General features: G+C 74.6%; 20 protein-coding genes. 5 read left to right on the top strand and 15 right to left on the bottom strand.

From position 1 onward, the window contains the following. Window positions 1-95: 95 nt before the first annotated feature. From hutI to MJ876_RS00570, 3 genes are read right to left on the bottom strand one after another with little or no spacing between them, the layout of a single operon-like run. Window positions 96-1,277 carry an imidazolonepropionase gene (hutI, locus tag MJ876_RS00580; protein ID WP_240234102.1) on the bottom strand — a complete coding sequence of 394 codons (1,182 nt, stop codon included), beginning with the start codon at window positions 1,275-1,277 and terminating at the stop codon, window positions 96-98. Continuing rightward, window positions 1,274-2,641: a formimidoylglutamate deiminase gene (locus MJ876_RS00575; protein WP_240234101.1), complete on the bottom strand. Its 1,368-nt coding sequence runs from the start codon at window positions 2,639-2,641 to the stop codon at window positions 1,274-1,276. The genes hutI and MJ876_RS00575 overlap by 4 nt, the downstream gene beginning before the upstream one ends. Beyond that, on the bottom strand, window positions 2,638-3,879 hold the full coding sequence (locus MJ876_RS00570) for an allantoate amidohydrolase (protein ID WP_240234100.1): 1,242 nt from the start codon (window positions 3,877-3,879) through the stop codon (window positions 2,638-2,640). The genes MJ876_RS00575 and MJ876_RS00570 overlap by 4 nt, the downstream gene beginning before the upstream one ends. 11 nt (window positions 3,880-3,890) lie before the next feature. Here MJ876_RS00570 and MJ876_RS00565 point away from each other — a divergent pair, with 11 nt between their 5' ends. The 4 genes from MJ876_RS00565 (at window position 3,891) to MJ876_RS00550 (ending at window position 7,292) form a co-directional block, all read left to right on the top strand. Next, a complete protein-coding gene (locus MJ876_RS00565; protein WP_240234099.1) occupies window positions 3,891-4,484 on the top strand; it encodes a nitroreductase family protein in 594 nt (197 codons plus the stop codon). A 132-nt stretch (window positions 4,485-4,616) separates the two neighbouring features. Beyond that, the gene (locus MJ876_RS00560; protein WP_240234098.1) at window positions 4,617-5,174 is read left to right on the top strand and encodes a DUF1992 domain-containing protein; all 558 of its coding nucleotides are present in this window, start codon (window positions 4,617-4,619) and stop codon (window positions 5,172-5,174) included. Window positions 5,175-5,352: 178 nt separating this feature from the next. Further along, on the top strand, window positions 5,353-6,432 hold the full coding sequence (locus MJ876_RS00555) for a CoA ester lyase (RefSeq protein WP_240234097.1): 1,080 nt from the start codon (window positions 5,353-5,355) through the stop codon (window positions 6,430-6,432). Continuing rightward, complete coding sequence (locus MJ876_RS00550) at window positions 6,429-7,292, top strand: CoA ester lyase (RefSeq protein WP_240234096.1); 864 nt, start codon at window positions 6,429-6,431, stop codon at window positions 7,290-7,292. The genes MJ876_RS00555 and MJ876_RS00550 overlap by 4 nt, the downstream gene beginning before the upstream one ends. Window positions 7,293-7,476: 184 nt before the next feature. On the opposite strand, the gene MJ876_RS00545 is transcribed toward MJ876_RS00550, so the two are convergent. From MJ876_RS00545 to MJ876_RS00500, 10 genes are all read right to left on the bottom strand, one after another. Then, window positions 7,477-8,028 (bottom strand): cysteine dioxygenase family protein, encoded by a 552-nt coding sequence (locus MJ876_RS00545; RefSeq protein WP_240234095.1) that lies wholly within the window; start codon window positions 8,026-8,028, stop codon window positions 7,477-7,479. Window positions 8,029-8,041: 13 nt separating this feature from the next. Next, window positions 8,042-8,989, bottom strand: a complete 948-nt coding sequence (locus MJ876_RS00540) for an amidohydrolase family protein (RefSeq protein ID WP_240234094.1) — start codon at window positions 8,987-8,989, stop codon at window positions 8,042-8,044. A gap of 123 nt (window positions 8,990-9,112) precedes the next feature. After that, entirely contained in the window at window positions 9,113-10,156 is a 1,044-nt protein-coding gene (locus tag MJ876_RS00535; protein ID WP_240234093.1) for a M48 family metallopeptidase, read from the bottom strand. Window positions 10,157-10,231: 75 nt separating this feature from the next. Beyond that, window positions 10,232-10,717, bottom strand: coding sequence for a DUF664 domain-containing protein (locus MJ876_RS00530; protein ID WP_240234092.1), 486 nt, complete (start codon window positions 10,715-10,717; stop codon window positions 10,232-10,234). A 32-nt stretch (window positions 10,718-10,749) separates the two neighbouring features. After that, a complete protein-coding gene (locus tag MJ876_RS00525) occupies window positions 10,750-11,094 on the bottom strand; it encodes a hypothetical protein (RefSeq protein WP_240234091.1) in 345 nt (114 codons plus the stop codon). Window positions 11,095-11,122: 28 nt separating this feature from the next. Then, window positions 11,123-12,058, bottom strand: a complete 936-nt coding sequence (locus tag MJ876_RS00520; RefSeq protein ID WP_240234090.1) for an ABC transporter substrate-binding protein — start codon at window positions 12,056-12,058, stop codon at window positions 11,123-11,125. Beyond that, on the bottom strand, window positions 12,055-13,005 hold the full coding sequence (locus MJ876_RS00515; RefSeq protein ID WP_240234089.1) for an ABC transporter substrate-binding protein: 951 nt from the start codon (window positions 13,003-13,005) through the stop codon (window positions 12,055-12,057). Before MJ876_RS00515 ends, MJ876_RS00520 begins: the two co-directional genes overlap by 4 nt. A 44-nt stretch (window positions 13,006-13,049) precedes the next feature. Beyond that, a complete protein-coding gene (locus MJ876_RS00510; protein WP_240234088.1) occupies window positions 13,050-13,811 on the bottom strand; it encodes an ABC transporter permease in 762 nt (253 codons plus the stop codon). A 1-nt stretch (window position 13,812) separates the two neighbouring features. Further along, window positions 13,813-14,481 (bottom strand): ABC transporter permease, encoded by a 669-nt coding sequence (locus MJ876_RS00505; RefSeq protein WP_240234087.1) that lies wholly within the window; start codon window positions 14,479-14,481, stop codon window positions 13,813-13,815. A 3-nt stretch (window positions 14,482-14,484) separates the two neighbouring features. Beyond that, on the bottom strand, window positions 14,485-15,555 hold the full coding sequence (locus tag MJ876_RS00500; protein WP_240234086.1) for an ABC transporter ATP-binding protein: 1,071 nt from the start codon (window positions 15,553-15,555) through the stop codon (window positions 14,485-14,487). 113 nt (window positions 15,556-15,668) lie between these two features. On the opposite strand from MJ876_RS00500, the gene MJ876_RS00495 reads away from it, so the two are divergent. Beyond that, on the top strand, window positions 15,669-17,276 hold the full coding sequence (locus MJ876_RS00495; RefSeq protein ID WP_240234085.1) for an aromatic amino acid ammonia-lyase: 1,608 nt from the start codon (window positions 15,669-15,671) through the stop codon (window positions 17,274-17,276). A gap of 12 nt (window positions 17,277-17,288) precedes the next feature. Here MJ876_RS00495 and MJ876_RS00490 read toward each other — a convergent pair whose 3' ends face one another. Then, entirely contained in the window at window positions 17,289-17,819 is a 531-nt protein-coding gene (locus MJ876_RS00490) for a cysteine dioxygenase family protein (RefSeq protein WP_240234084.1), read from the bottom strand. After that, complete coding sequence (locus MJ876_RS00485; protein ID WP_240234083.1) at window positions 17,816-18,760, bottom strand: amidohydrolase family protein; 945 nt, start codon at window positions 18,758-18,760, stop codon at window positions 17,816-17,818. The genes MJ876_RS00490 and MJ876_RS00485 overlap by 4 nt, the downstream gene beginning before the upstream one ends. Between the last annotated feature and the right edge of the window lie 43 nt (window positions 18,761-18,803).

Raw genomic sequence — 18,803 nt, 5'->3', positions numbered from 1 at the left:
GCGAGGAGCGCTGGCGACGAGCCTCGAAACCCGGTGAGACGGCCGGCGGTCTCGACGCGGTCACTCGCAGGGCTCGCTCCCTGCTCGACCACCTCTCAGGTGAGGGGGCGGCCGGCGAGCCAGGTGGCGGCGACGAGGGGGACGCCGGGGCGGTAGGCCAGGTGCAGGTACGACGGCGCGTCGAGCACCACGAGGTCCGCGCGCATGCCGGGCAGCAGCGCCCCGATGTCGTCGCGGCGCAGCGCCTCGGCGCCCCGCTTCGTCACGGCGTACGTCGCCTCGGCGGGGCTCATGCCCATGTCACGGACGGCCATCGCGACGCAGAACGGGATCGACGAGGTGTAGCTCGACCCGGGGTTGCAGTCGCTCGCCAGCGCGACCCGGACCCCGACGTCGACCAGCCGCCGCGCGTCGGGCCACGGCTGGCGCGTCGAGAACTCGACGCCGGGCAGCAGGGTCGCGACGGTGCCGGTCGAGGCGAGGGCGTCGACGTCCGCGTCGTCGAGGTAGGTGCAGTGGTCGACGGCGGCGAGCCCCAGCTCGCAGGCGAGCCGGACGCCGGGCCCGGGGCCGAGCTGGTTCGCGTGCAGACGTCCGGCCAGGCCGGCGGCCTCCCCCGCGGCGAGGATCGCCCGCGCCTGGTCGGCGTCGAACGCGCCCGTCTCGCAGAACACGTCGATCCACCGGGCGTACGGCGCGCAGGCCTCCAGCATCGGCCCGGTCACCGTGTCGACGTAGCGGCTCGGCTCGATGTCCGACGGGACGACGTGCGCGCCGAGGAACGTCGTCTCCGGCGTCACCTCCCGCGCGATCGCCAGGGAGCGGGCCTCGTCGTGGACGGTGAGGCCGTAGCCGCTCTTGATCTCGACCGTCGTCGTCCCCTGCCGCCGCATCTCGGCGACGTGGCGGGCGACGCCGGCGGCGAGCTGCTCGTCGGTGGCGGCCCGCGTCGCGGCGACGGTGGTGCGGATGCCGCCCGCGGCGTACGGCGTCCCGGTCATGCGGGCGGCGAACTCCTCCGAGCGGTCGCCGGCGAAGACGAGGTGGCTGTGGGAGTCGACGAAGCCCGGCAGCACGGCCCGCCCGCCGAGGTCGTGGGCGAGGTCGGCGGCGGGCGCGTCGGCGGCGCGACCGACCCAGGCGATCCTGCCGCCGTCGAGGACGACCGCGGCGTCGCGGACCAGGCCGAGCAGGCCGCCCCCTCCCGGTCCGTCATCGCCGCGGGCGGGGTCGTTGGTCACGAGCTCGCCGATGCCGGTGAGCAGGGTCGTGGTCACGGGTGCGCTCCCTCGGTGGTCGCTGCGCTGACGTGGGCGATGGCGGCCGCGAGCTCGCGGCCGAGGGCGGGCCGGTCGGCCCGGCGGAACACGACCCGGCCGTCGACGACGGTGCGGACGACGTCCTCCGCGGCCGCCGCGAAGACGGCGGTGCCGAGGTCTGCGCCACCCTGGGAGCCCGTCCCGGCGGTGCGGACGCTGGCGTCGTCCAGCGTGACGAGGTCGGCACGGGCGCCGACCTCGATGCGCCCGGCGTCGCCGAAGCCCAGGCTCGCGTGGCCGTCGACGGTGGCGGCGGCCAGGAGGTCGGCGGCCGACCAGTGACCCCGTCGCCCCGAGACGAGCCGCTCGTCGAGCTCGACCGCGCGGGCCTCCTCGAGCAGGTCGACCACGGCGTGGCTGTCGGAGCCGAGCGTGAGCCGGGCGCCGGCGTCGCGCAGCGGCGCCGACGGGCCGACGCCGTCGGCGAGGTCGCGCTCGGTGGTCGGGCAGAAGCAGGCGTAGGCGCGGGCGGCGCCGAGCGCCGCGACGTCGTCGTCGGTGAGGTGGGTGGCGTGGACGACGCTCGTCCGGTCGCCCAGCAGACCCTCCCGGGCGGCGAGCCCGGTCGGGGTGAGGCCGGTCGCGGCGAGGCACGCCTCGTTCTCCGCCGGCTGCTCGGACAGGTGCAGGTGCAGCGGCCGACCGAGCTCGGACGCCCACCCGGCGACGGTGGCCATCTCCTCGGCGGGCACCGCCCGGACGGAGTGGACGGCGGCGCCCACCACCACGTCGTCACGGTCGGCGAGCGACTCGTCCAGCGCCGACACCCGGCGGCTCCACGCCGCGGCCGAGCCGTCGTCGTACCGCACCTGGACGCCGCTGACCGGCTCGCCGAACCCGCCGGCGAGGTAGCAGGTGTCGAGCAGGGTCAGCCGGATCCCCGCCTGCCGGGCGGCCTCGACGAGGGCGAGACCCATGGCGTTCGGGTCCTCGTGAGCGGTGCCGTCCTCGGTGTGGTGCAGGTAGTGGAACTCCCCCACCGCGGTGATCCCGGCGGCGGCCATCTCGCGGTACGTCGCCCGCGCGAGGCGCAGGTACGACGCCGGGGTGAGCCGGGCGGCGACGTCGTACATCTGCTCGCGCCAGGTCCAGAACGAGCCGCGGGGGTCGACGGCGTGGGTGCGACCGCGGAGCGCGCGGTGGAAGGCGTGCGAGTGGGCGTTCGCCAGGCCCGGGATCGTCAGGCCGGGCACCTCGAGCGCACCGCGCGGCCGGGCGGCGCCGGGCGTGACCTCCGCGAACCGGCCGTCCTCGACGACGACGAGGACGTCGTCGTGCACGCCGTCGGGCAGGACGGCGCGCTGCAGGAGGTGCGCCGTCACGAGGTCAGGCTCCGCAGTGCCGCTGCGAGCGCCTCGACGCCGGCGAGGCAGTCGGCGGTCTCGGCGTGCTCGCCGGGCGCGTGGGAGACGCCGGAGGGGTTCCGCACGTGCAGCATCGCGGTCGGCACGCCGGCCTCGGCGAGCACGCCGGCGTCGTGGCCGGCGCCGGTCGGGATGACCGGCAGCCCGCCCCCCTCGACGACGGCGGCGTCGATCCGGGCGGTGAGGTCGGTGTCGAAGTGGACGGGCGCCGTCACCGACTCGGCGGAGACGGTGACCGCGGTGCCGTCGCGGTCGGCCCGCTCGGTGGCCTGCCGCTCGACGGTCGCGACCAGCGCCCGCACCGCGGCGTCGTCCGCGCCGCGGGCGTCGAGCCAGGCGCTGACGCGGCCGGGGACGGCGTTGACGCCGTTGGGGCTGACCTCGACCCGCCCGAACGTCGCGCGCAGGTCGGCCAGGCGGGCCTGCTTGTCGGCGGCGAGCGCGGTCATGGCGTAGGTGAGCATGGGGTTGCGGCGGTCCTCCATGCGGGTCGTGCCCGCGTGGTTGGCCTCCCCGGTGAAGTCGAAGCGCCACCGCCCGTGCGGCCAGATCTGCGAGCCGAGGGCCACGGGGACGTCGCGATGCACCAGGTCGCGGCCCTGCTCGACGTGCAGCTCGACGTACGCCGCCACCCCGGCGAGGATCCCGGTGCCGTCCCGGACGTCGTCGCCGCGCTCCAGCGGTGCGGGGTCCAGCCCGGCCGCCACCAGCGCGTCGGGCAGCGCGACGCCGTCGCGGTCCCGGAGCTCGCGGACCGTTGTCCAGTCCGCCGCGCCGACGGCCAGGCGGGAGCCGAGGCAGGCCCGCCCGAACCGGGAGCCCTCCTCCTCGACGAACGCGGCCACCCCGAGCGGCCGGGCCGGTGCGTGACCCTGCTCGCGCAGCCGGTCGAGTGCCGCGAAGGCGCTGACCACGCCCAGCGGGCCGTCGTACGCGCCGCCGTCGAGGACGGAGTCGAGGTGGGAGCCGGTCAGCAGCCCGTCGGTCCGGGCGCCGGAGCCGTCGGCCGGGTCCCACCACGCGACCTGGTTGCCGAGGGCGTCGACGACGAGCCGCAGGCCCCGCGCCCTCGCCTGCTCGGCGAACCACGTGCGGAGCTCGGTCTCCGCGGTGGTCCACGGCTGACGGAAGTACCCGCCGCTGGACGCTGACCGGCCCACCGGGGCGAGGTCGCGCCACATCTGCTCGAACGTCATGATCCGCTCCCATGGAGTTCGCCGAGGTCGTCCGTCGCCGCCGCATGGTCCGGTCGTACGCCGAGGAGCCGGTCGCGGCCGACGTGCTGGACCGGGTCGTGGCCACCGCCCTGCGCGGGCCGAGCGCCGGCTTCACGCAGGGGACCTCCCTGCTGGTGCTCACCGGGCCCGACGAGGTGGCCGGCTTCTGGTCCGCCACCTCCGAGCCGGACGCCGCGAGCGCCTGGCTGGACGGCATGCGAGGCGCGCCCGTCGTGGTCGTGGTCTGGGCCGACGAGGCGGCGTACCGCGACCGCTACGCCGAGGCCGACAAGGCCGCCGCGGACCAGGGCTTCGACGTCCCGTGGTGGCACGTCGACGCCGGGATGGCTGCGCTCCTGCTGCTCCAGGCGTGCGTCGACGAGGGCCTCGGGGCCTGCTTCTTCGGCGTCCCCGGCCGGTCCTGGGACGCCCTGCGCGTGGCGTACGGCGTGCCCGACGGGCTCGTCCCGACGGGCGCGGTCACCGTGGGGCACCCGGCGGCCGGCGCCGTCACGGGATCGCCCGCCCGCCGCGCCCGGCGCGGCGCGGACGAGCTGGTCCACCGCGGGCGCTGGGGTCGCTGACACCGGGCCAGTCCATCGGTCGGGCTCCCGGGGCGGCAAGCGGGGTGGGCTCACCGCAGTCTCGGATGCGAGACGCCGCGCCCGTGCCAGGCCACCCGCCGCCCTCGTACGCTGGACGGCGAGGTGATGGCGATGAGCGAGCAGCCCGACCGCGCGCGGACCGACCGCGAGGTCGACCCGCGCACCGGCAAGGCCGCGGCCGCGCTGCGGATCCAGCACCAGACCTCCTGGGTGGACCTGCAGATCCGCAAGGCGCAGGAGCGCGGCGACTTCGAGAACCTGCCGGGGGCCGGCAAGCCCCTGGACCAGCTGATCGGGCGCGGCGACGACCCCGACTGGTGGGTCAAGCGCCTCATCGAGCGGGAGAAGATCACCGGGGTCCTGCCGCCCGCGCTCCAGCTCCGCAAGGACGACGCCGCCCTCGCCGACCACCTCGACGCACTGTCGGCCGAGTCCGACGTGCGTCGCGAGGTCACCGAGTTCAACGCGCGCATCAAGCACGCCCTGCTCACCAACCTGGGCGGCCCGCCCGTCATCACCGAGCGGCGCGACGTCGAGGCCGAGGTCGAGGCGTGGCGCGCCCGTCGCCGCGCCCGTGCGCTCGAGCAGGCCGAGTCCCGCCGGGCCGAGGCGGACGCCGCCCCCGAGCCGCGCCGCCGCTGGTGGTCGCGCGCTCGCCGCGCGGGCTGACCGCTCCCGACGCCGGGCGCAGTGCGTGCACGGCGGACAGGAGAGATCCGCCGTACGCCACCGCTGAGCGGCCCCGTGGAGGCATCTCTCCTGTTCTCCGCGCCCCGCACGGCCGGGCGGTCGTCGACGTGCCACGCGTCACATCCCGCGGTGGCTACTTCCGAGTAGGTTTCGGCCCATGCGTCCCGCACGAGACTTCTTCGCGCCCCTCGCCGTCGGAGCCCCGCAGCCGCTGCGGGAGATCCCGGCCCGGCCGAGCCGCGCGATCCACTTCTTCGACCCGTCCAACGAGAAGATGGCGGCCAAGGTGCCCGGCATGGTCGGCACCGTCGACGTCCTGCTGGGCAACCTCGAGGACGCCGTCAAGGCCGCCAACAAGGAGGCCGCCCGCGAGGGCCTGGTCCGGATCGCCGAGGCGACCGACTTCGGGAGCACCCAGCTCTGGACCCGCATCAACGCCCTGGACTCGCCCTGGGTGCTCGACGACCTGACCCGGCTCGTCACCGCGATCGGCGACACGCTCGACGTGATCATGGTCCCGAAGGTGCAGGGCGCCGAGGACATCCACTACGTCGACCGCCTCCTCGCCCAGCTCGAGGCGAAGGCCGGGCTCGAGAAGCCCCTCATGGTGCACGCGATCCTCGAGACCGCCCGCGGCATGGCGAACGTCGAGGAGATCTGCGGCGCCAGCCCGCGGATGCAGGGCCTGTCGCTGGGCCCGGCCGACCTGGCCGCCGACCGCAGGATGAAGACCACCCGCGTCGGCGGCGGTCACCCCGGCTACCTCGTCCGCCAGGACCCCACCGACGGCAGCGCGGAGGCCATCGCGGCCGAGCGGACGTCGTACCAGCAGGACCTCTGGCACTACACCATCGCGCGCATGGTCGACGCCTGCGCGATGCACGGGATCTCCGCCTACTACGGCCCCTTCGGCGACATCGCCGACACGGTCGCGTGCGAGGACCAGTTCCGCAACGCCTTCCTCCTCGGCTGCGTCGGCGCCTGGTCGCTGCACCCCAAGCAGATCGAGATCGCGCACCGCGTCTTCAGCCCCAGCCCCGCCGACGTGGCCCACGCGCGCCGTGTCGTCGAGGCGATGGGTGACGGCACCGGCGCCGTGATGCTCGACGGCAAGATGGAGGACGACGCCTCCCTCAAGCAGTGCCTGGTGATGGTCGACCTCGCCGAGCAGCTGGCCGCCACCGACCCCGCCCTGGCCGAGCGGTACGCCGCGGCCGAGAAGGAGGCCTCCGCATGAGCGAGTTCACCCCGCTGCGCTCGGTGCTCTACATGCCGAGCTCGAACGCCCGCGCGCTCGAGAAGGCCAAGACGATCCCCTGTGACGCGCTGATCCTCGACCTCGAGGACGCCGTCGCCCCCGACGCCAAGGCGGACGCCCGCGAGGCCGCCTGCGCCGCGGCCGCCTCGGGCGAGTACGGCCGACGCACCCTGACGATCCGGGTGAACTCGATCGGCACCGAGTGGCACGACGCCGACCTGGCCGCCGCCGCGGCGGCCGGGCCCGACGGCATCGTCGTCCCGAAGGTCGGTTCACCGGCGGAGGTGCACGCGCTCGTCGACGCGATGGAGGCCGCCGGCGCCCCCGACCACACCCGGCTCTGGGCCATGGTCGAGACGCCCGCGGGCATCCTCGACGCGCTGGCCATCGCCCGATCGTCGGAGCGTCTCGGCGCCTTCGTCCTCGGGACGAACGACATCGTCAAGGAGCTGTACGCCGAGCACGTGCCCGGCCGCTGGAACGTCCTGCCGTCGCTGCACCAGGTCCTCCTCGCCGCCCGCGCCGGCGGCATCGAGGTCGTCGACGGCGTCTACAACGACGTGAAGGACACCGAGGGCTTCCTCGCCGAGTGCGAGCAGGGCCGGCAGATGGGCTTCGACGGCAAGACCCTCATCCACCCCGGTCAGGTCGAGGGCGCCAACCGCGCCTTCTCCCCGTCGGAGGCCGCGATCGAGGACGCCGAGGGGCTCATCGCCGCCTTCGAGGAGGCGGGCTCGGGCGTGGCGACGTACAACGGCCGCATGGTCGAGCAGCTGCACGTCGACACCGCCCGCCGCACCCTCGCCATCGCCGAGGCCATCCGCGCGCTGGAGGACTGAGGGCACTGCCCAGGTGGTCGAGCCGCCGAGCCGCGCCAGCGGCTCCGCGTCGTCGAGACCACCGGGACCACCGCCGGTCGAGCGTGTCGAGACCCTCACCGTGGTCTCGACGACGCGCGCTCGCCGAGCTCGCGTGCTGCTCGACCACCTGAACGGATCGGCTCGACCGGCGGCGGGCGAGGCGTCAGTCCAGCGGGCGCAGCTCGTCGGCGTACGACACCGACCAGCGGCGCATCACGCCGTCGGACGAGATCGAGTACTGCCCCATGCGCCACAGCGGCGGCGAGTAGGCGTGGATCGAGACCGACCCGTCGACCGCGCCGACCATGCGGTGGATGTGGTCGGGGCCGAAGGAGAACGACGCGCCGGCCATGGCGGTCCGCTCCTCCGGCTGCCCGCCGAGGCGGGGCTTCGACTCGGTCACCGCGCCGCGGGTGACCGCGACGGCCCCGGACGACGTGTCGTGGTCGTGCCAGCCGGTGTCGTCGACGGTGTTCCAGCACAGCAGCCACACGTCGACGTGGGCGTCGCGGAACAGGGAGACGTAGTGACGACCGCCGGTGTCGTGGCGGGCGTGGGCCGCCCACACCTCGGGGCGGGCGGCGAGGTCGCGGACGAGGTCCTCGAGCTCGGCGGGGCCCAGCACACGGGGCGGGACGGCGGGCAGCTCCTCGGCACCGAGCACGGCCCCGCTGGGGGTCGTGCCGGCGCCGGGGGAAGTCGGAGCCAGGGTCATGTCGGGCCTCCTTCTATCTCTCGGGTGGTGCGGGGGTGAGCAGGCGGTGCGGGTTCGCGACCCCGAGCGCATGGGCGAAGGCCTCGCCCAGGCCGGGATCGTTCCTCGGGTCGAACGCCTCTGCGTAAGGTGCGTCCGACCCGAGGACGAGGGGGTCGACGCCGACGACGCGCGCGGTGGCGTCGACGGCGCGAGCGGCGTACGAGGAGGTCTCGTAGAACACGCCGGGGTCGACGGCACCGAAGGTGCCGCCGCGAGCGACGAGGCGCTCGTGGTGCAGCGGGGCCAGGCCGGCCAGCGCGACGAAGCAGATCCGCAGGTCCGGCAGCAGCGCCCGCCCCGCCACGTGCCAGGCGAACCAGGCCGCGGCCTGCTGCGCCGGGTACGACGCGAGCGCGGGCCACCACCCGGGGAGACCGTCCGTGGTCGTGACGGGAGCGGGCCCGGGGTGCACCATGACCGGCAGGCCGGCGTCCTCGGCGAGCGCCAGCCGTGGCGCCAGCCGCTCGAGGGCGGCGGGGTCGGCCAGGGCGGTCGCGGGGACCTGGAGCCCGACGACGTCGGCGCGAGCGAGCGTCGCGGCGAGGTCCCCCAGGTCGGGGTCGGCCAGGACGGGCGCCGCCCAGCGACGGTGGTGCGCGGCGAGCCCACCCGTGTGCCACGCGTCGACGAGCGGCCGGGCCTCGTCGGGGTGCAGGTGCTCGACCCCGAGCGGGCTCGACAGGGAGACGAGGGTGACCTCGACGCCGTCCGCGAGGTCCTGCTTGGCGCGGAGCTCGAGGTCGTGGGCGGCCGGGTCGACGTCGTACGGCGGCTCGCCGTCGAGGTGCAGCGTCCAGCCGTCGAGGTACGGCGCACGCCCCCGCCGGCCACCGCTCCGGCCACCGCGCCGACGCAGTGCGTCGACCAGCGCGTCGGGCCACAGGTGCTGGTGGCAGTCGACCGTCCCCCGGGTGTGCATCAAAGTAGAGTAACTTGCTCGGCTTTGCTGGCAAGCCAGGACGAGCCGTCGGCGCGTCGGCGGTGGGGACCGGGACCGACGGCAGCGCCGATCACCCGCCGGAGCGGGCCGGAGCGGGCCGCCTCAGGAGCCGCCGCGGCGCTTGCGCAGCTGCTCGTCGAGCCAGACCTTGGCGGTCCCGACGTACCCGGCGACGTCGTGGACGAGGCCGCCGATCGTGTCGGTGGCGTTGCCGAACGCCTCGGTGTAGCTCGCGGCGGCGTCCTTCGCCGCGTCGGTCATGGTCGCCTCCGCGTCGTCGACGCGGCGGGGGTAGCCGCCGCCGACGAAGCGGGCGTACTCGCCGGACTCGACCCAGCGCCGGAGCTCGGCCGCGCGCACGACGGCGAACGGGTGGCTGGCGTTCTCGACCAGCATCATCTTCAGCACGGAGTCCCGCAGGCCCCCGGCACCCAGGTACTCCTGGCCCTGCGCCTGGAACGACGTCGGGTCCAGGTCGGCGAGGTGGCCGCCGCTGGCGCTCTGCATGTGGACGCGGAGCGCGACGGCCGGGTCCTGCGTCGCCAGCAGCGCGGCGCGGTCGGCCGACAGCTCGGACTTGCGCGACCACTCGTTCAGCGCCGCGACGATGGCGCGGACGGCCAGCCCACCCACCGGCACCGAGCCGAGGACGCCGCTCAGCGAGATCAGCCGCATCAGCAGGGTCTGGTAGAGCGCGTGGCCGCTGAGCGCGTGCCCCAGCTCGTGGGCGACCACGAAGCGACGCTCGTCGGAGTCGAGGAGCGCGACCAGTCCGCTGGTGAGCACGATGAACGGCCTCTTGATGCCGATCGTGAAGGCGTTGATGCTCGGGTCGGCGACCACGAATATCTCGGGCAGGGTCTCGCCGAGGGCGCTCCCCTCCCCCGTCGCGTCGAGGACGCTCGCGACGTCGAGCAGGGCGTAGTGCAGGTCGGGGAACTGCCGCTCGTCCACGCGGACGGCGCTGCCGAGGTAGGCCAGCCGCACCGCCCGTTCGTTCACCAGTCCCACGACCGCCTTCAGGACGGTGTCGAACCCCTTCAGCTTCCGCAGCGCCACCAGCGCACCGCGGTCGGCGGGGTGCTCCCACGCGCGGGAGCTGATGCCCGGCAGCGGCGTCCGGCGGCGCATGGGTGCGGCGGTCATGGGCTCACCCTTCCACCGCGGGGGCCGGCGTACACCTGCTCGCGGAGGACGGCCGACCCTGGTCGGGCGAGCCGCTCAGTCCAGGACGAGCCGCTGGTGGCCGTCGATCAGCTCTCGGGCGGCGTCGAGGTGGCCCGCGTGGGTGGCCGTCTCGACGAGCACGTGGAGCAGGATCTCGCGGGCGTCGTCGTGCGGGACGCGGCCGTCGTCGGTCCAGCGCGGCGCCGCGTCGGGCGAGGTGGCGAGCACGACCTCGTCGGAGCGGGCGCACTCGGCGCGGTACGCCGCGAGCTCGGCCTCGACCGTCGTGGGCTCGTCGAGGGTCCATCCCTCCCGACCGACGGGCAGCCACACGTCGTCCCCGGCGAGGACGCGGCTGAACCACCAGCGCTCGACGTCCAGCGCCAGGTGGCGGACGACGGCGAGCGGCGCCCAGGCCGACGGCAGCACCGGGCGACGCGCCTGCTCCTCGGTCAGCCCGTCGAAGACACGCTCCACGTGACGGCGCTTGGCGCGCAGCCACTCGAGGGTCAGGTCGCGGTCCGGGTACGTCGGGGTCACCTGCTGATGCTCGCAGGCGAGGTCACCGGGCCTCAGGACGACGAGGGGGGCCAGGTCATCGTCCACCGCGACCAGGGACCGTGGTCCCCGTTGTCGTCCGTGGGGTCCGGGGTCCACGAGGAGGACGGCACGTCACCGGGGTCGTAGTCCCGGCCGGGCTCGACGCCGAGGGCCCGCAGCTCGTCGGGCCCCGGGACGGCCTCGTCGAGGACGAACCGCGCGCGGCCGTCCTGGTCCATCAGACCCTGGATCAGGCCGCTCTCGACGAGGGGCCGCAGCACTGCCGGGTCCACCGCGGCGACAGCCGCGAGCTGCTCGACGAACGACACGGCGACGGTCTCGACAAGCTCGACCACCGTGGGGTCAGGCTCGCCCACCGTGGCGTCAGGCTCGCCCACCACGACCTCAGCCCGTGACGCCCTGCTCGGACAGGAAGTCCCCGGCGACGACGGCCGGGTCCGCCTTGTCGAGCTGCACCTCGGCGAGGTACTCGGTGAGGTTCTCGGTGGTGAGCGCCTCGGACACGTTGTCCAGTGCCTCCTCGACCTCGGGGGTGATGGCGTCGGAGCGGATCAGCGGCAGGATGTTCTGGACGGCGAACAGGTTCTCCGGGTCGTCGAGCACAACCCAGTCGTTCTCGACGATCGAGGAGTCCGTGGAGAAGACGCTGGCGACGTCGACGTCGCCGTTCAGCAGCGACTGCTTGACCAGCGGGCCGCTGGAGTCGAGCGGCTTGTACTCCTCGAACTCGAGGCCGTAGACCTCGCGCAGGCCGGGCAGGCCCTCGGAGCGGTTCTCGTACTCCGGGCTGGCCCCGAGGACGAGCTGGTCGGCGATCGGCTCGAGGTCGGCCATCGACCGGAGGTCGTACTCCTCGGCCGTCTCGCGGGTGACGGTCAGGGTGTCCTTGTCCTCCGCGGTCGACCGCTCGAGGGTCTCGCTGCCCTCGGGCAGCACTCCCTGCAGCGCCTCGTCGACCTCGTCCGAGGAGTTGACGTCGTCCGGCACGGGGTCCGGGGCCACGAGGTAGGCGAGCAGGGCGCCGTTGTACTCGGGCAGGAGGTCGATCGACCCCTGCTCGAACGCCTCGAGGTAGACCTCGCGGGCGCCGATGTTCGGTCGGTACTCGACCTCGACCCCGGCGTCCTCCAGCGCCTGTCCGTACATCTGCATCAACAGCTCGTTCTCCGGGAAGTTCGCCGACCCGACGGTGATGCTGCCGGCGTCGTTGTCCCCTCCCCCGGAGGCGAGCGGGTCGCCGCCGTCGTCGGAGCCGCACGCGGACAGCAGACCTCCGGCGAGGAGGCTCACGGCGACACCGACGACGGCGGCGCGGGTCACGAGGTGACGCCCTCGTCGTTCAGGAACTGCTCGGCGACCACCGACGGGTCGGCGTTGTCGAGCTGGACCATGGCGAGGTACTCGGTGAGGTTCTCGGTGGTCAGCGCCTCCGAGACGGCATTGAGCGCCTCCTCGACCTCCGGGGTCACGGCCTCGGACTGGATGAGCGGCACGATGTTCTGCGCCAGGTAGAGGTTCTCGGGGTCCTCGAGCACGACCCAGTCGTTCTCGGTGATGGCCGAGTCGGTCGAGAAGATGTTGGCGACGTCGATGTCGCCGCTCTCCAGCGCCTCCTTGGTCAGCGGACCGCCGGCGTCCAGCGCGCGGAACTCCTCGAACTGCAGGCCGTAGACCTCCTCGAGCCCGACGAGGCCCTGGAAGCGCTCCTCGAACTCCGGGCCGGCGCCGACGACGAGCTGGTCGGCGACCGGCTCCAGGTCGGCGATGGAGGCCAGGTCGTACTCCTCGGCGGTCTCCTGGGTGACCGTCAGGGTGTCCTTGTCCTCCGCCTCGGACTGCGGCAGCGTCTGGCTGCCCTCGGGCAGGACGTCCTGGAGGGCGTCGTAGACCTGGTCGGGGTCGGTGACGTCCTCGGGGACGAGGTCGGGGGCGATGAGGTACGACAGCAGCGCGCCGTTGTACTCCGGCAGCAGGTCGATCTCGCCGTTCTCGAACGCCTCGAGGTAGACCTCGCGGGCGCCGATGTTGGGCTGGTACTCGACGTCGACCCCGGCGTCCTCGAGCGCCTGGCCGTACATCTGCATGAGCAGCTCGTTCTCGGGGAAGTTCGCCGAGCCGACGGTGATGGTCGACGTGTCGCCGTCGCCCCCGCCGCCGGACAGGGGGTCGCCCCCGCTGCCGCCGTCGTCGGAGCCGCAGGCGGTGAGGGTGGCGCCGGCGAGCAGCGCGCTCGCGGCGAGGAGGTAGGTGGAGCGGGTACGGCGCATGACGGGTGCCTCTCGGTTCTGGACAGCTGTGGGTCGGGTCGGGGTCAGGGGGAGGAGCCGGGCTCGGCTCCCCCGGTGCTCGCGAGGACGGCGGTGGTGCCGTCGTCCCCGCGCTTGGCGCCGGAGCCCTTGGCGCGGCGCTTCGCGGCGCGGCCGTCGGTGCCCGGCGAGACGAGGAGCCGCTGGATGCCGGAGATGGCGAGGTCCAGCAGCACGGCGAGGACGGCGACGAGGACGGAGCCGGCGACGACGCGGGGGTAGTCGCGCAGCGCGAGGCCGCTGAAGAGGTAGCGGCCGAGCCCGCCCTGGCCGACGTACGCCGCGATGGTGGCGGTGGCGACGACCTGGAGGACGGCGTTGCGCAGGCCGCCCATGATGATCGGCAGCGCGACGGGCAGCTCGACCTGGGTGACGATCTGCTTCTCGCGCAGGCCGATGCCGCGGGCGGCGTCCACGACGGCGGGGTCGACCGACCGGATGCCGGCGTACGTCGTGGTGAGGATCGGCGGGACGGCCAGGGCGACGAGCGCCGCGATGACGGGGACGAGTCCCAGCCCGGCGAGGGCCAGGACGAGGAAGAGGATGCCGATGGTCGGGACGGCGCGGGCCGCGTTGCCGAGGTTGATCGCGAAGAACGCGCCCTTGTTGGTGTGCCCGATCAGCAGCCCGATCGGGAACGCGATGACCGCGGCGACCAGGACGGCGACCGCGGTGTAGCCGAGGTGCTCGAGGATGCGGGTGAAGAAGCCGTTGGACTCGAAGGTCCAGTTCGCGCCGTCGAGCAGGTAGGAGAAGTAGCCGCCCACGTCAGGCCCCCTGTCGCAGTCGGGTCCACGGCGTGACGGCCCGCTGGACCAGCACGATGACGAGGTCGGCGAGGACGGCGAGGGCCACCGAGAGCACGAGCCCGATGACGATCGGCGGCGGGTAGAAGCCGAGCTGGAAGCCGCGGGTGAAGAGCTGCCCGAGGCCCCCGATGCCGACGAGGGCGGCGATGCTGGCCATCGACACCGAGGCGACCGTGGCGACCCGCAGGCCCGACAGGACGACCGGCAGCGCGAGCGGCAGGTCGACGGCGAACCAGCGGCGCACCGGCTTGTAGCCCATGGCGGTGGCCGCCTGGACGATGAGCGGGTCGACCGAGGACAGGCCGTCGGCCGTGGTCCGCACCAGCAGCGCGAGCCCGTAGATGGTCAGCGCGATGACCACGTTGTTGGGGTCGAGGATGTTGGTCTGCAGGATGCCCGGGATGACGAGGATCAGCGCGAGCGACGGGATCGTGTAGAGCACGCTCGACAGCGTCAGCAGCGGCACCCGCAGCCACGAGTAGCGGACGACGAGGAAGCCCAGGGGCAGCGACAGCACGAACGCGATCACGACCGGCACGAGCCCGATGTAGAGGTGGTCGGTGATGGCCTGGAGCACCGTGGAGTAGTTGATCTCCAGGTACTCCACCAGGTCGGAGAAGAACTCCACGGCTCAGCCCTCGGCACCCGCGGTGGACCGGCCGTGCCCGCGCAGCCGCTCGATCTGACGCTCGCGGAGGTGCTCGGCGACCGTCGCGTGCCGGACCAGGCCGTCGACGCGACCCGAGGCGTCGACGCGGACGGCGGCGCCCGCCGGCGACAGGATCGCCAGGTCGGTGACGCGCCGCATCGTGTCGGAGGCGGTGAAGGTGCCCTCGGTCGGGAGGCGGGTCGAGCCGTCGCCGTCCCAGCCCAGGGCGCGGCCGTCGCCGTCGACCGCCAGGCGCAGGCCCTCGACGACGGTGTCGGCGGGCTCGACCGGCAGGTGCTCGGCGGTGGTGAAGGACAATCCGCGGTAGCCGCGGTCGCGGCCCACGAAGCCGGCGACGAAGTCGCCGGTGGGGTCGGCGAGCAGCTGGTCCGGCGGCGCGAACTGGGCGAGCTTGCCGCCCTCGGCGAAGACGGCGACGTGGTCGCCGAGCTTGATCGCCTCGTCGATGTCGTGGGTGACCATGACGATGGTCTTGCCGAGCTCGCCCTGCAGGCGGAGGAACTCCTGCTGCAGGTCGTCGCGGACGACGGGGTCGACGGCCGAGAACGGCTCGTCCATGAGCATCACCGGCGGGTCGGCCGCGAGGGCGCGGGCGACGCCGACGCGCTGCTGCTGGCCGCCGGAGAGCTGGGCCGGGTAGCGGTCGGCGAGCTCGGGGCGGAGCCCGACGCGGTCGAGGAGCTCGCGGGCGTGCGCGCGGGCCTTCTTCTTCGGCGTCCCCGCCAGGACCGGCACCGTGGCGACGTTGTCGACCACGGTGCGGTGGGGGAACAGGCCGGCGGCCTGGATGACGTAGCCGATGCCTCGGCGCAGCTCGGCCGGGTCGGAGTCGCCGACGGGCTTGCCGTCGATGCGGATCTGCCCGGAGGTCGGGTCGATCATCCGGTTGATCATCCGCAGCGACGTGGTCTTGCCGCAGCCCGACGGGCCGACCAGGACGGTGATGGCGCCGTCCGGGATCGTGAGGTCCAGGTGGTCGACGGCCGTGGTGCCGTCGGGGAACGTCTTCACGACGTCGACGAACTCGATCACTGCCGTCCTCCTCGGGGGCACCCGCTCCCCTGCCGGAGTGGGCGGCTCGTGCTTGTTCGAACCAGATCAAACCACGCGAGTACCCAACCACCGTGCAGTCCTAGGCTCCGGGCGTGGAAGGTCGTCACCGCTCCCCCGCCAGCGCCGGTCCCCCGAGTCCTGCGCGGAGGCGCCCCGCGCCCGCCCGGCCGGTCGCCGTCCCGGGGCTCGGGCCGCACCTCGTCGCGACCTTCGCGCACGCCGGGCCGGACGACGACCCGGTCGTCGACCTGAGCCTCGACGAGGCCGCCCTGGCCCCCGTCGTCCGCGGCCACGGCGCGCTCGCCTCGGCCCGCGCAGCCGGGGCCGTCTACGGGTTGACGACCGGCGTGGGCGCGCTGCGCCACGTCGCGGTGGCGGAGGACGAGAGCGTCGACCTGCCCGGCACCCCGGCGCCCATGACGAACGACGAGGCGCCCGGCGGGGTCGGCGTCCGACCCCACGGCACCCACACCCTGCGGCTGTGGCGCAGCCACGCCGCCGGGCTCGGGCCCGAGCTCGACGAGCCCACCGCGCGGGCGGCGATGCTCATCCGGCTCCACCAGCTGCTGCGCGGCAGCTCCGGCGTCCACCCCTCGCTCGTCGAGGCGCTCGCCGCGGCGCTGCGCGAGCGCGCCGTGCCGTCGATCCGGCCGCTGGGGGCGCTCGGCACCTCCGACCTCAGTGGGCTGGCGCAGCTCGGGCTGACCCTGGTGGGCGAGCTGCCGTGGCGCTCCGGCGGCATCCCCCCGGTCGCCGCGGTCTCCGGCGACGGCCTGCCCTTCCTCTCCTCCAGCGCGATCACCGCCGCCGTGGGGTCGCTCGCCGTCCGCCGGATCGTCGGGCTGTCGCGGACCGCCGAGGTCGTCGGCGCGCTGTCGCACCTCGCGCTGCGCGGGGCCGCCGAGGCGTACGACGCCCGGGTCCACGCGGGCAAGGACGACCCCGAAGCGGTGCGGGTCGCGGCGCGGATGCGGCACCTGCTGGGGCTCGACGACCCGTCGGCCCGCCGGGAGCACAGCCGGATCCAGGACCCGTTCAGCCTGCGCTCGCTGCCGCAGGTCCACGCGCCGCTGATGGAGGCGATCGCGGCGGCGGAGCGAGCCCTGACCGCGGAGATCGGCGCGGCCGCGGAGAACCCGATCCTCGTCGACGTCTCAGCGCTGCACCACGGCCAGTTCCACACCCAGCGGCTCGCCGCCGCGCTCGACGCGACCCGCGCGGCGACGTACGCGGTGCTGTCGCTGTCGGTCTCGCGGACCTCCGCCCTGCTCAACCCCGACCTCACCGGGCTCCGGGCGTTCCTGGCCGCCGGGCCGGCGGACAGCTCGGGGCTGATGATCGTGGAGTACGTCGCCGCCGACCTGCTGGCGCGCGCCCGTGGGCTGACGCTGCCGACCAGCACCGGTCACGCGGTCGTGTCGCTGGGGCTGGAGGAGCACGCGAGCTTCTCCACCCAGGGCGCGCTCGCCACCGACGACCTGTCGCGACTGACCTCCGACCTGCTCGGGGTGGAGCTGCTGACCGCCGTCCGCGCGCTGCGCATCGCCCCGGAGCGGCTCGCCGACTGCCCCGCCCGCCGCCTGTACGACGCGGCGGCGGAGCTGCTGCCCGACGCCGAGGAGGACCACGTCCTCGGGCCCGGGTTGCGCGCCGCGGGCCAGCTCGTGCGCGACCACTCCGACGAGCTCGCGGACGGGTAGGCCGGCCGCCGCTCAGGCGTCGACGGGCCGCAGCTCGTCGGCGTACGAGACCGACCAGCGGCGCATCACGCCGTCGTCGGAGATCGCGTACTGGCCCATCCGCCACAGCGGGGGCGAGTAGGCGTGGATCGACACCGAGCCGTCCACGGCCCCGCTCATGCGGTGGATGTGGTCGGGCCCGAAGGCGAAGGACCGGCCGGCGGGCACGGTCCGGGTCGCCGGCTCCCCGCCGAGGCGCGGGCGGCTCTCGACGACCGCGCCCTCGGTGACGACGACGGCGCCGGCGGAGGTGTCGTGGTCGTGCCAGCCGGTGTCGTCGCCGGTGTCCCAGCACAGCAGCCACACGTCGACGTGCTCGTCGCGGTGCAGGCTGACGTAGTGCCGCCCCGACCCGGTGCCCCGCTCGGCGTCGTGGGCGACGTGGTGGCGCCACAGCTCCGGCCGCGCGGCGAGGCGCTCGACCCAGGCGCGGAGCTCGGGCTCGTCCAGGACGCGGCCGGGGAGGTCCGGCACGCCGATGGTCTCGGGGGCGTGGTGGGTCATCGAGGTCCTCCCTGCAGCAGGTGGTGGGGGTTGGCGGAGCGGACGGCGTGGGAGAAGGCCTCACCCAGGCCGGGGTCGGCGGACAGGTCGGTGGCCACGGCGTACGGCCGGTCGGAGCCGAGGACCAGCGGGTCGACGCCGACGACGCGGGCCATCGCGTCGACGGCGCGGGCGCCGTACGACGAGGTCTCGTAGAAGACGCCGCGGTCGATCGCGCCGAGCGTGCCGCCGCGCTGCGTGAGCCGCTCGTGGTGCAGCGGGGCCAGGCCCGCGAGACCGACGAAGGCGACCCGCAGGCGCGGCAGCAGCGCGCGGCCGGCGACGTGCCAGGCGAACCACGCGGCGGCCTGCTGCGCGACGTACGAGGTGAGCGCGGGCCACCAGCCGGGGAGGGCCGCGTCCGTGGGGTCGGTGGGCACGGCCGGACCCGGATGGACGAGCACGGGCACGTCGGCGGCCTCGGCGACGGCGAGCAGCGGCGCGAGCGCCTCGAGCCGGGCGGGACTGCCCATCGCGTCGGCCGGGACCTGGAGGCCGTGCACCCGCGGACGCGCCAGCGTGGCGGCGAGCTCCGCCGGGTCCGGCTCGACGAGCCGGGGGGCCGCCCAGAGGCCGTGCGCGTCGCCCACGTCGTCCGCGAGACCGTGCCAGCCGTCCAGCAGCGGCGTCGACTCCTCGGCCGGCAGCCGCTCAAGGCCGAGCGGGGCCGACAGCGACAGCAGGGTGAGCCCGACGCCGTCGGCACGGTCGGTCCCGGCACGGGCCGCGAGGTCGTGGGTCGCGGGGTCGACCTCGTACGGCGGCTCGCCCTCCAGGTGGAGCGTCCAGCCGACCAGGCGGGGCGCGCGGGTGCGACGTCGCAGGGCCTCGACGAGAGGCTCTGGCCACAGGTGCTGGTGGACGTCGACGACGGTCGGCAGGGGGCAGGGGAAGCGCTTCACAACACGGCCAGTGAAGCGCTTCACTCCGCTGGCCGTCAACTCC

The organism is Nocardioides sp. CFH 31398 (assembly GCF_022436705.1).
In the GTDB taxonomy this organism is placed as follows: Bacteria; Actinomycetota; Actinomycetes; order Propionibacteriales; family Nocardioidaceae; genus Nocardioides.
The sequence above is the reverse complement of the archived record's forward strand: the minus strand, read 5'-3'. Positions and strand labels throughout refer to the sequence as shown.